9 protein-coding genes are annotated in these 12,428 nt (G+C 63.7%); 8 read left to right on the top strand and 1 reads right to left on the bottom strand.

All coding sequences use genetic code 11. From position 1 onward, the window contains the following. Positions 1 to 62 precede the first annotated feature (62 nt). The 7 genes from prfA to J0I79_RS19445 all read left to right on the top strand — a co-directional run bounded on the left by prfA (position 63) and on the right by J0I79_RS19445 (position 9,897). A complete protein-coding gene (gene prfA / locus J0I79_RS19475) occupies positions 63 to 1,142 on the top strand; it encodes a peptide chain release factor 1 (protein ID WP_137930560.1) in 1,080 nt (359 codons plus the stop codon). Then, positions 1,135 to 2,010 carry a peptide chain release factor N(5)-glutamine methyltransferase gene (gene prmC / locus J0I79_RS19470; RefSeq protein WP_292862418.1) on the top strand — a complete coding sequence of 292 codons (876 nt, stop codon included), beginning with the start codon at positions 1,135 to 1,137 and terminating at the stop codon, positions 2,008 to 2,010. The genes prfA and prmC overlap by 8 nt, the downstream gene beginning before the upstream one ends. Positions 2,011 to 2,313: 303 nt before the next feature. Then, positions 2,314 to 3,237: a DUF4167 domain-containing protein gene (locus J0I79_RS19465; protein ID WP_292862415.1), complete on the top strand. Its 924-nt coding sequence runs from the start codon at positions 2,314 to 2,316 to the stop codon at positions 3,235 to 3,237. Positions 3,238 to 3,458: 221 nt separating this feature from the next. Beyond that, on the top strand, positions 3,459 to 6,065 hold the full coding sequence (gene clpB, locus J0I79_RS19460; RefSeq protein WP_292862412.1) for an ATP-dependent chaperone ClpB: 2,607 nt from the start codon (positions 3,459 to 3,461) through the stop codon (positions 6,063 to 6,065). 55 nt (positions 6,066 to 6,120) lie between these two features. Continuing rightward, positions 6,121 to 6,486, top strand: coding sequence for an MmcQ/YjbR family DNA-binding protein (locus tag J0I79_RS19455; RefSeq protein WP_292862409.1), 366 nt, complete (start codon positions 6,121 to 6,123; stop codon positions 6,484 to 6,486). Positions 6,487 to 6,637: 151 nt separating this feature from the next. Beyond that, positions 6,638 to 8,158 carry a L,D-transpeptidase family protein gene (locus J0I79_RS19450; RefSeq protein ID WP_292862406.1) on the top strand — a complete coding sequence of 507 codons (1,521 nt, stop codon included), beginning with the start codon at positions 6,638 to 6,640 and terminating at the stop codon, positions 8,156 to 8,158. 185 nt (positions 8,159 to 8,343) lie between these two features. Next, the gene (locus tag J0I79_RS19445) at positions 8,344 to 9,897 is read left to right on the top strand and encodes an MFS transporter (protein ID WP_292862403.1); all 1,554 of its coding nucleotides are present in this window, start codon (positions 8,344 to 8,346) and stop codon (positions 9,895 to 9,897) included. A gap of 18 nt (positions 9,898 to 9,915) precedes the next feature. Here the strand turns inward: J0I79_RS19445 and J0I79_RS19440 are convergent, their stop codons facing one another. Then, positions 9,916 to 11,886, bottom strand: coding sequence for a M23 family metallopeptidase (locus J0I79_RS19440; RefSeq protein ID WP_292862400.1), 1,971 nt, complete (start codon positions 11,884 to 11,886; stop codon positions 9,916 to 9,918). A 329-nt stretch (positions 11,887 to 12,215) separates the two neighbouring features. Between J0I79_RS19440 and J0I79_RS19435 the strand changes: the two genes are divergently transcribed. Beyond that, a partial coding sequence (locus J0I79_RS19435; protein WP_292862397.1) for a hypothetical protein occupies positions 12,216 to 12,428 on the top strand: 213 nt, incomplete at its 3' end.

Raw genomic sequence — 12,428 nt, 5'->3', positions numbered from 1 at the left:
GGTTCTCGAAATTCGCCATTTTCGACTCGCCCTGACGTGAATTCCACCGAAGTTTCAACCTCATGATCAATCTCCCCCGCGACCGAATGGATCAAGTCGTCAAGCGTTTCGAGATGCTCGAAGCGCAGATGGCGGCCGGGCCGGCGCCGGACGCCTATGTGAAAATGGCGTCCGAATATGCCGAGCTGCAGGACATGGTGGCCAAGGTCCGGGAATTGCGCTCCGCCGAACAGGAGCAGGCCGACCTCGAGGCAATGCTTGCCGACAAGGGCACCGATGCCGAGATGCGCGGGCTCGCCGAAGCCGACCTGCCTGGGGTCGAGGAACGCATCGAAGCGTTGCAGAAAGACATCCAGATCCTGCTTCTGCCCAGGGACGCCGCCGACGACAAGAACGCCATCCTGGAAATCCGCGCCGGCACCGGCGGCGACGAGGCGGCGCTTTTCGCCGGCGACCTGTTTCGCATGTATGAGCGCTACGCCGCCGAACGCGGCTGGCGGTTCGAAACGGTCTCGGCCAGCGACGGCGATGCCGGCGGGTTCAAGGAAATCATCGCGACCGTGTCCGGCAAGGGCGTCTTCGCGCATCTGAAGTTCGAATCCGGCGTGCACCGCGTGCAGCGCGTGCCGGCGACCGAGGCGAGCGGGCGCATCCACACCTCGGCCGCCACCGTCGCCGTGCTGCCGGAAGCCGAAGAGGTCGACATCGACATCCGCGCCGAAGACATCCGCATCGACACGATGCGCGCTTCGGGTTCGGGCGGCCAGCACGTCAACACCACCGATTCGGCGGTGCGCATCACCCATCTGCCGACCGGCATCATGGTGGTGCAGGCGGAAAAGTCGCAGCATCAGAATCGCGCCAAGGCCATGCAGATCCTGCGCGCCCGGCTTTACGACCTGGAGCGCAGCAAGGCGGACGAGGAGCGGTCCGAATCACGCAAATCGCAGGTCGGTTCCGGCGACCGCTCCGAGCGAATCCGTACCTATAATTTCCCGCAAGGGCGCGTCACCGACCACCGCATCAACCTGACACTTTACAAGCTAGACCGGGTGATGATGGGCGAACTCGATGAGGTCGTCGATGCGCTGATCGCCGACCACCAGTCGAAGCTGCTCGCCGATATCGGCCTCGATGGCTGACCTTCCCGAGGCGCTGGGACCGCTGCTGCGGGAAGCGCGGGCCAGGCTTACGGCCGCCCCGGTCGAGGATCCCGCGCTCGACGCTCGGCTGATCGTCGAACATTTTTCGGGCACCAGCCGCACACAGGCCATCGCGGATCCCGAACTCAGGATCGACCGGAAAGCCATCGCCGCAATCGACACCGCGCTGAGGCGCCGAGCCGATGGCGAACCGGTGCATCGCATCCTCGGCTATCGCGAATTCTACGGTCTGCGCCTGTCGCTGTCGCCGGAAACGCTGGAGCCGCGGCCCGATACCGAGACGCTGGTCGATGCGATCCTGCCCTTTGTCGAGACAGTTGCGGCGCGCGAAGGTCAATGCCGCATTCTCGATCTTGGCACCGGCACCGGTGCCATCGCGCTGGCGCTGTTGAGTGCCGCTGCCGGAGCGGTCGCCACCGGCGTCGATATCTCCGAGGAGGCACTCAAAACCGCGATGGGTAACGCCGAGGCTTTGGCTCTGGCCGGCAGGTTCACGGCGCTGCATTCGGACTGGTTCGAAAAAGTTTCCGGCAGCTACCATGTAATTGCCGCAAACCCTCCCTATATACCGTCAGAAGACATCGAAAATCTGCAGGACGAGGTCCGCGATTTCGATCCGCGAAGGGCCCTCGATGGCGGTGCGGATGGTCTGGACCCCTACAGGACAATAGCCGCCGATGCGGCTGGGTTTTTGGAACCTGAAGGCAGGATCGCAGTCGAGATCGGTCACACGCAGCGCAACGAGGTTACGGATATATTCAGGCTGGCCGGTTATGCACTGGCCGGTGCTTTCCGTGATCTCGGCGAAAACGACAGGGTTCTTGTCTTTCAACGGGGAAAGCCTTGACGCAGTGCGAAAAAACCGCTTGGCAATGCCGGGGAATGCGGCTAGGGTCGCCTTAACCGGATGAGACGAAGCAGGCAGTGCTCTTAGCGATTCGGTTTTCCTTGGAAATAGCTGCCTTCTTGCGCAAACGACGCCCATGCTTCGTGCGGGAATCGTCCGGCAAGTGATGTAACCGGAACAGGATGGCACGTGGCGCCAACGCAATCGATGCGGGCGAACGCCGGTGAAGAAACGAAACGGCTGGCTGCATGAGCGCCACCGTGCGTGAAGAGTTTTTCGAAAATTCACTATGAAGAGAGTCGAATGAGGCCACAACAGCAGAACAGGCGCATGCGCGGTCGCAACAACAATGGCGGCGGCGGTGGCAACAACAATAATAACAACAACCGCAAGGGACCGAATCCCCTCACGCGCAACTACGAGAGCAACGGCCCGGACGTGAAAATCCGCGGATCGGCTCAGCAGATCGCCGAGAAATATGCTGCCCTTGCCCGGGATGCGCAAAGCTCCGGCGACCGGGTCATGGCTGAAAACTATCTCCAGCACGCCGAACACTACAACCGCATCATCGCCGCCGCGCAGGCGCAGATGCCGATCCAGAACGTCCAGCAGAACCGCGACGAGTTCGATGAGGACGGCGATGAGGATCGCGACGAGTTCGACAATGCCGGTAATTCCGGCAACTCCGCCTCCGACGCGCAGTTCCCCGCAGCCAACCACGGTGCCGGCCCGCAGCCGGTCATCGAAGGCATGCCGGCCGAGGTGGCGCTCAACCGCGACGGCCGCGACAACAATGGCGGGCGCAACAATGGCGGCCGCGACAACAACAATGGCGGTCGCCATCGCGATCGCCGCCCCAATGGCGGCTATGGCCAGAACGGCCAGCGCGATTATGCTTCGTCAGCCGAGCAGAGCGGCCAGCAGCAACGCAATGAGACGCCTGTGCAGGCTGAGCAGCCGGCCGACTCGCAGGCCGAGACGGTCGCTACGGCCGAGCCGGCGCCGTTGTTCGCAGACTTTTCGCCGGCAGGTCTCGCTGCCCAGGCACAGCTCAACGAGGCCGCGGCCGAGAGCGGCGCTGCCCGTCGCCCGCGCCGTCCGCGCCGTCCGCGCGGCAATGCCGACCAGATCGAAGGCGTCGCCGACAATGCGGACGCCGGCGAGGTGGCGGCTGCTCCGGCTGAAGCCGGCGGCACCGAGCCCGTGATCGCCGACATCGACAACTGATCGATCGCTCTTTGAAGGGCTTTGAAACGGCGGGGAGAAATCTCCGACGTTTCGTTTTTGCGGCTGTGGAATATTATGCGTTTGCCGATATCCAGACGTCTTGAGGGGCCGGGGTCCGTGCACCATATCTGGGCTGAACAGGATCCGGCTCGAATGGGCGGGTCCGTCACCGCAATCTGATCCGGTGCCGCAAAGCGGGCCGGTGATGGAAGGAGACAGATATGAACCTTGAGAAGTACTCAGAGCGCGTGCGCGGCTTCATCCAGTCCGCGCAGACCATGGCGCTCTCACGCAATCACCAGCAATTCACGCCCGAACACATTCTGAAAGTACTCGTCGACGACGACGAGGGCCTTGCCGCGTCGCTGATCGAACGCGCGGGCGGCAATGTGCGCGACGTCAAACTTGGCGTCGAAGCGGCACTGGAGGCCATGCCCAAGGTGGAAGGCGGCAACGGCCAGCTTTACCTGGCGCAGCCGCTGGCCAAGGTGTTTTCGACCGCCGAAGATCTTGCCAAGAAGGCTGGCGACAGTTTCGTCACGGTCGAACGCCTGCTTCAGGCGTTGGCCATGGAGAAGTCGGCCAAGACAGCCGAAATCCTGGCCAAGGCCGGCGTCACCGCGCAGGCTCTGAACCAGGTCATCAACGATATCCGCAAAGGCCGCACCGCCGATTCGGCGAGCGCGGAGCAGAGCTATGACGCGCTGAAGAAGTATGCGCGCGATCTGACGGCCGACGCCCGCGCCGGCAAGCTCGATCCGGTCATCGGCCGCGACGACGAGATCCGCCGCACCATCCAGGTACTGTCGCGCCGCACCAAAAACAATCCGGTGCTGATCGGCGAGCCAGGTGTCGGCAAGACCGCCATCGCCGAAGGCCTGGCGCTGCGTATCGTCAACGGCGACGTCCCCGAATCTTTGAAGGACAAGCAGTTGATGGCGCTCGACATGGGCGCGTTGATCGCCGGCGCGAAGTATCGCGGCGAGTTCGAGGAGCGGCTCAAGGCCGTGCTCAACGAGGTTACCTCGGCCAATGGCAACATCATCCTGTTCATCGACGAGATGCACACGCTGGTCGGCGCCGGCAAGGCGGACGGCGCGATGGACGCCTCGAACCTGTTGAAGCCGGCGCTGGCGCGCGGTGAACTGCACTGCGTCGGCGCGACGACGCTCGACGAATACCGCAAGCATGTCGAGAAGGATCCGGCTCTTGCCCGCCGCTTCCAGCCGGTCTTCGTCGAGGAACCCACCGTCGAGGACACCGTCTCGATCCTGCGCGGCCTGAAGGAGAAGTACGAGCAGCACCACAAAGTGCGCATCTCCGATTCGGCGCTGGTGGCGGCGGCGACGCTCTCCAACCGCTACATCGCCGACCGGTTCCTGCCGGACAAGGCCATCGACCTCGTCGACGAGGCCGCGTCGCGGCTCCGCATGCAGGTCGATTCCAAGCCCGAGGCGCTCGACGAGATCGATCGCCGCATCATGCAGCTCAAGATCGAGCGCGAGGCGCTGAAGGTCGAGACCGACGATGCCTCCAAGGACAGGCTTGTCCGGCTTGAAAAGGAACTCGCCGGGCTCGAAGAGGAATCCGCCGAGATTACCGCCAAATGGCAGGCCGAGAAGCAGAAGCTCGGGCTGGCCGCCGACTTGAAGAAGCAGCTCGATGAAGCGCGCAACGAACTGGCCATCGCCCAGCGCAAGGGCGAGTTCCAGCGCGCTGGCGAGCTTGCCTATGGCAGGATTCCGGAGCTCGAGAAGAAGCTGAAGGAGGCCGAGGCCCAGGACGGCAAGGCCGGTATGGTCGACGAAGTGGTCACGCCCGATCACGTCGCCCATATCGTCTCGCGCTGGACCGGCATTCCGGTCGACAAGATGTTGCAAGGCGAGCGCGACAAGCTGCTGCGCATGGAAGACGAGATCGGCAAACGCGTCGTCGGCCAGGGCGAGGCGGTGCAGGCGGTGTCGAAAGCTGTTCGGCGGGCCCGCGCCGGCCTTCAGGATCCGAACCGGCCGATCGGCTCGTTCATGTTCCTCGGCCCGACGGGCGTCGGCAAGACGGAGCTCACCAAGGCTCTGGCCAGCTTCCTGTTCGACGACGAGAGCGCCATGGTGCGCATCGATATGTCGGAGTTCATGGAGAAGCACTCGGTCGCCCGGCTGATCGGCGCGCCTCCCGGCTATGTCGGCTATGAGGAAGGCGGAGCGCTGACCGAAGCGGTGCGCCGCCGGCCCTATCAGGTCGTGCTGTTCGACGAGATCGAGAAGGCGCATCCCGATGTCTTCAACGTGCTCCTGCAGGTGCTCGACGACGGCCGGCTCACCGACGGGCAGGGCCGCACGGTCGATTTCCGCAACACGCTGATCATCATGACGTCTAACCTCGGCGCCGAGTATCTGGTCAATCTCGGCGAGGACCAGGATGTCGACGCCGTGCGCGACGAGGTGATGGGCGTGGTCAGGGCATCGTTCCGGCCTGAGTTCCTCAACCGCGTCGACGAGGTGATCCTGTTCCACCGGCTGCGCCGCAAGGACATGGACCGAATCGTCGAGATTCAGCTCAAGCGGCTGGAGAGCCTGCTTGTCGACCGCAAGATCACGCTGTCGCTGGACAAGGAGGCGATCGAGTGGCTGGCGGCCAAGGGCTACGACCCGGCCTACGGCGCGCGGCCGCTCAAGCGGGTGATGCAGAAGGAACTGCAGGATCCGCTGGCGGAAAAGATCCTGCTCGGCGATATCCTCGACGGCTCGACCGTGAAGGTCACTGCCGGTTCCGACCGGTTGAACTTCCGCTCCAAGCCGACGGTCGTCGCGGCCGAAGCCGCGGCCTGATTCCAATGCCGCGCGTCCAGTCCGGGCGCGCGGCATTTCCATGAAAGGCGGGGCGATGACGCTGGACGACTATAACGGCTTCTGCGCCTCCCTGCCTTCGACCACCCATGTCGTCCAGTGGGGCGGCGCCCATGTCTGGAAAGTCGGCACCAAGGTGTTCGCGATCGGCGGCTGGGATCAGGGCCGGCAGCTTTTCGTGACTTTCAAATGTTCCGACATCGCATACGACGTGCTGAAGGAGCAGCCGGGCTTGCGTCCGGCGCCCTACCTCGCCTCGCGCGGTATGAAGTGGATCCAGCGTCAGACAAGCCAGAGCATGGATGATGGTGCGCTGAAGGACTATCTGCGCGAGAGCCATCGTCTTGTCGCTTTGAAGCTGACCAGGCGGGCGCGCAAGGAGCTGGGACTTGCCGCAGACTAGCTAATATTCGCAGAGGCGCCGGAAAACCGCCATCTTCATGCCCGGTTCATGTTGGAACCATAGTGTGGGGTAACTGGTTTGCTGGCGAAGGGGTTCGCCGAACTGGGACATGCCGGGCGGCGGCAGATACGGACCGGAGAGTTTGGCCACCATGCTGCGCACTATCTTCACCCTTTCGGCGCTTGCCGCGGGACTGGTGTTTTCAAGCGCTTTCGCCGCGCCGACGCAGGACGGTGAGGCCCGGCCCGTTCGTGCGGCCGGGAGCGGCGGCATCCTGCTCGCTCAGGACGGCAATCTCGATGTCTATTATGACGCGCGCGGCAACCGCGTCATCGTCGACGCCGACACCGGCAAGGTGATCGCCATCCAGCCACCGCAGACCCGGTTCGACCGGCGTACGCTGCGCCGCGACATGCGGCTGCGCGAACTGGGCCGGGCACCGGCCGACGACGGCTACTATCTCGACGATCCCCAGGACACGGGCCGGTACCGCCGCCGGCAGGATGGCGACCGGATGCTCGGGCCGGCGCCCGATCAGTACGATCCCTATGGCGACAACTCCGTGGAGGCCTATCCTTCAGCGCCGCAGGATGACGGCACTTACGACAACACCTATCCCGAGGCGCCGCAGCCGGTGAAGCCGCGCACCATCAAGCGGCAGCCGCTGAACGAAGCTTCCATCGATCCGAACCAGCCTACGACGCCCGCCACACCGTCTCCGCAGCCGGTTCCGGCCGAGCAGGGGGCCTTGCCGCCCAAATCAGGCGGGACTTCGGTGGATCCCTCGCTTTCGCTAGGCGCCCGGCAGGACGTCGCCGCGCTTCAGGTTCTGCTCGACCGCGGCGGGGCCTCGCCCGGCGTCATCGACGGGCGCTTCGGCTCGAATGTCGACAAGGCGCTCGCCGCATACAACGAGATCACCGGCAGCAATCTGAAATCGACCGACGCGGTCGGCATCCAGGCCGCGCTTGCCCAATCGGGCGGCGATCCGTTCGCCAACTACACGATCACCGACCAGGATGTGGCGGGGCCCTATGTCGCCTCGATCCCCGAAGACTACAGCCAGAAGGCGCAGCTCAACTGCATGTGCTACACCTCCGTCACCGAGGCGCTGGCGGAGCGCTTCCACATGGATGAGAACTATCTGAAGTCGCTCAACAAGGGCGCCGACTTCAACAGCCCCGGCACGGTCATCAAGGTCGCCAATTTCGGCAAGCTGGTGTCGACGCCGGTCGCTCGGATCGTCGCCGACAAGACCAAGAAAGAAGTCTACGCCTATGATGCGGGCGGCAAGCTGGTCGCGGCCTATCCCGCGACCATCGGCTCGGCCGACACCCCGTCGCCCACCGGCATCCACGCCGTCTCGCGCATCGCGCTCGACCCGAACTATACCTACAACCCCAACATCAATTTCAAGCAGGGCCAGAACGACAAGATTCTCACCATTCCGCCAGGCCCGAACGGACCTGTCGGCTCGGTCTGGATCGCCTTGGACAAACCAACCTACGGTATCCACGGAACGCCCGAGCCGTCGAAGATCGGCAAAACCGAAAGCCATGGCTGCGTGCGGTTGACGAACTGGGACGCGCGCGAACTTGCCAAGCTGGTATCGCCAGGCGTGACAGTGGAATTCATTGGCGGACCTTCGGCCGATGCCGTTGCGCAACAATAAGGCGGGCAGCGCAGCGGCATAGATCAACTGCGGGACCGGAATGTAGCCGCGACGCCAACCTCGACGATGCGCGGATAGACCGTGCGCTTCGTTTCGGCGTCGACACAGGGCCAATTCCATCTGGTTTCAACGAGATCGATGTGCTGGCTCGTTGTTGACCGCTGGCCGACGGTCTAAGCAGGCTGATGCAATCCCCAAGCAAAGCCGGCGCCGCAACTATTCCCTTGCCAGGCACGAACGGAACGTTCTGCCCACAATCGCAGCGGCATTATGTGCTGATCGCGGCGATATTGGCCTCGGCGCTCGGCTTCATCGACGGCTCGATCCTGGCCATCGCCATGCCGGCGATCCGTGTCGATCTCGGCGCAAGCCTCGCCGAGGCGCAATGGATTTCCAATGCCTATGCGCTGACGCTCTCGGCGCTGATCCTTGCCGGCGGCGCCGCCGGAGACCGGTTCGGGCTGCGGCGCGCCTTCGTGGCCGGCATAGCGCTGTTCGTCGTCACCTCGCTTGCCTGCGCGCTGGCACCTAACGCGGTCGTGCTGATCGCATTTCGCGCGCTCCAGGGTATCGGTGCGGCGATCATGGTGCCCGGCAGCCTGGCCATCATCGCCAAGGCTTACCCGAAGAAGGAGCGCGGCCGCGCGATAGGCATCTGGGCAGCGGCCTCGGCCTTGACCACGGCTCTCGGCCCGGTGCTCGGCGGCCTGGTGCTTTCAGCGTTCGGTGACGGCATCTGGCGCGCGATCTTCGCCGTCAACCTGCCGCTCGGCTTGATTTCGATCTATCTGCTACTGGCCAAGATACCCGCCGATGCGCCGACGGAAAAGCGCAGCCTCGATCTCGGCGGCGGCGCGCTGGCGACGCTGGCTTTCGGTGCGCTCGCCTATGGGCTGACCTCGATGAGCGCCGGCGGCGAGGGGCACATGGCGGTCCCAAGCATTGTCGCCGGCGCCGTTCTGCTTGTCGTCTTCATCCTGTTCGAGCTCAGGCGGCGCGAGCCGATGATCGATCTCAGCCTGTTTCGCATCGGCGCTTTCGCCGGCGCGAATGTCGCGACTTTCTTTCTCTATTTCGCCCTGTCGGCCAATCTTTTCTACCTGCCCATGCTCTTGATCGCCGGCTGGGGACTGAGCACGGCCGAGGTCGGGTTCATCTTTCTGCCGCTGTCGGCATCGATCGCGCTTCTGTCGGGCCCTGTCGGCCAGTTGTCCGACCGCATCGGGCCGCGTTTCCCGATCGCCTGCGGCAGCCTCGTCGTGGCGTTCGCTTTCGCCGGACTGGCCTTGCTCACCCATGCCGGCATCCACCATTTCTGGACCGGAACATTTCCGCTCATGGCGCTGATGGGGCTCGGCATGGCGTTGGTCGTCTCGCCGCTATCGACCGCGATCATGACAGCCGTGGAGGACAAGGACACCGGCGCCGCTTCCGGCATCAACAATGCCGTGTCGCGCATTGGCGGGCTGATCGCGGTGGCGGCGATGGGATCGCTGGCCGCCTGGGTCTATGCCCATGCACTGGATAGCAGCGCCGGACCCGGAGTGCCCGGCTTTGGTGAACAGGCGCCGGCTGGACTTGCGGCCGCACTCGATGCGGCAAGGCTGGCCGCCAGCGATGCCGCCTTTTCGGCCGTCTCGACGATGACATCGCTGCTTTGCCTGCTTTCATCCATCATCGCGTGGACGACCATTCCCGGCGAGCCGTTGCCATGGGCAAGGCGGGTCGGAAATCAGTAAGGTTCGAAGTTGAAGGGGTCAGCCGTCGATCTTGGCGCTGGCGACTTTCAGCGAGTTGCCGTCTTCCTGTTTCAGCAGATCGTCGATGCGTTCGCGCTCGCGCTTGAAAGCAACGAGGTCGTCGCCCTTCAGCACCTTGCCCACAGGCAGGCGGACACGCATCGGATCGACCTTGGTGCCGTTGACGATCAGCTCGTAATGAAGATGCGGGCCGGTGGCGAGGCCGGTCTGGCCGAGATAGCCGATGGTCTGGCCCTGGCGGACGTGGACGCCCGGCTCGATGCCTTTGGCGAACGCGCTCTGGTGATTGTAAGAGGTCTCGTAGCCATTGGCGTGGCGGATGATGATCTGCTTGCCGTAACCGCCGGCCCAGCCGACCTTCTCGATAACGCCATTGCCGGCGGCGATGATCGGAGTGCCGATAGGGGCCGCCCAGTCAACACCGGTGTGCATGCGCACATAGCCGAGGATCGGGTGCTTGCGGGCGCCGAAGCCGGAACGGAATTTTCCGGCGGGTAGCGGATTGCGCAACAGGAATTGCTGGGCGCTCGATCCGTCCTGGTCGAAATAGTCCGTGCTGCCGTCCTGCATCTGGAAGCGGTAGAAATTACGCGTCTGGCCGCCAAAGGTCGCCGAAACATAGAGAAGTTCGGAATTGTCCGAAGTCTGGTCGTCATTGTCGGGCTGCGAAAACAGCACCTCCAGGCGATCGGCGGGATTGAGACGGGACTGGAAGTCGACATCCGACGCCAGGAGCTTGATCAGCCGCTGGGTCATCGCCTTGGACATGCCGTAGGAATAGGCGGCGCGGTAGATACCGTCATAGACGTTGGGCAGGTTGCCGCGCACGACCACCGGCGCCGACGAATCATCGAAGGCGGTCAGCAATTCGGGATTGGGATCAGGCTCCTGCGCCGGCACGTACTGCCCACGGTCGTCGAGCGCGATGGTGACGATGTGCGTGGTCTTGTCGTAGACGCTGGTGCGCACGACCTTGGCGGCATCGCCATGAACCTCGAGACCGACGCGCAACACGGTTCCGGCCTTGAGCGTGGTCGCGTTGAGAAGCTTGCCGATGGCTTCTGCCATCCCCGTGGCGTCGTCGCCGGTGTAACCCGAATCGGCAAAGGCCTCCGATATGTCGAGATCCTTGGTGAAGGGGATGATTTCCTCGGCGAAGGCCGGCGCCTGATCGTCGATATTGGCGCGCGGCGACACCGAGACATTTTCCGGCACGATCTTCACGTCATAGGAGCCGGCCATGCTCTCGGCGAAAGCATCGCCGAATCGCTGCGGGTCGACATAATGGAGTGAGGCGACCTGCACGGCGCCGTCACTCAAGTCGGTGCCTGCTTCGCGCACGACCTTTTCCACCTCATCGGCCGACAGGTCGCTCTTCTCGTCGAACGAGGCCGTCTCGATGGGGAAATCGACGGTCTTCAAGCTCATCTCGCTCTCGACCTTGGCACCGTAGATCTGGCCGGAGGCGGCCGAGGCCGTGGCGGGTTGGGCCGCGGTATCGTCACCGTCGTCGCCGAAGACCTGCATCGGGTCGAAGGGCGGGTAGGGGCGGTTGGTGGAGTGGCCCGCGGCGAGCGCCATCTTTATCTGCACGAAGGGCATGGTGTGGATGACGTCGCGGTCGCCGACCTTGGTGACCATCGACACTTCCATGCGGCGGCGATCCTTGGCCTTGGCGATCTGGCGCGGCGCCACCAGCCTTGTCGTCTTGGCCACCTCGCCCGAATCGCCATTGCTGGCAAGGCCGATCAGTTCGGCGATCTCGGGCGGTGTCGCCAGTTGCTGGCGGCCGTCGAGAGCGGCAAACAGCGCCACGCCCATCAGCACGCTTGAAGTCACGCCGGTGAGAAACGTTCCCGACAGCCAACGCGCGGAAACCTCACGCCGATCGGGCGGGCCACTGCGGCCGTCCGCGATAAGCGGCGGCTCGTTGCCGAGTTCGGCTATGACATCTTCCGTGTCTGGCATCCAGAAAGGCTGCTTCTTCCCCGGGCGGAACGGCTTGTCGCTTTTGTTGTGGCCATGACATTTGCCTGTCACGGCTGGCGAAGTCAACGAAGCCTCAGGCCCCGGTCGAATTCGCCTCGCATCCTTCTCTTAATAGAGCTTTCTGCAGGGAAATCGGCGTGCCCTCTTTATAAGGTACGTCGCGCGCTCCTGTGGGAAGCTCCTGAAAGGGAGCATCGCGCGGCAGCGCATGCCCTCTTTCGTTGGCTTTGGTGTCGAACGGCAATGCGGCGGCAATAGGGCTCCTTCGTGGCTGCCCCCTCGCATTATCCCCAGTTCCCCTGGGGCAGTTGGCCATCGACAATGCGTGTCCGAAATTTCTGTCGCAAAAAGTTCAAAAACTTTGCGATGGTGTGTTGACAGTTTTGGTTGGTGGCGACTATATACGCCTCACGAACGAGGGCGGTGCGCCGCTGGCGACGAAGAAGTTCGCTTCTAAGGTTGCCCTCGACGAAATTCAAGAGAGCCGCGTAAGCGACACTCGGACGGCCCCGGAGCCAAAA

The organism is Mesorhizobium sp. (assembly GCF_017306585.1).
GTDB lineage: Bacteria > Pseudomonadota > Alphaproteobacteria > Rhizobiales > Rhizobiaceae > Mesorhizobium.
Note: the sequence above shows the minus strand (reverse complement) of the source record. Positions and strands in the feature narration are given on the sequence as shown.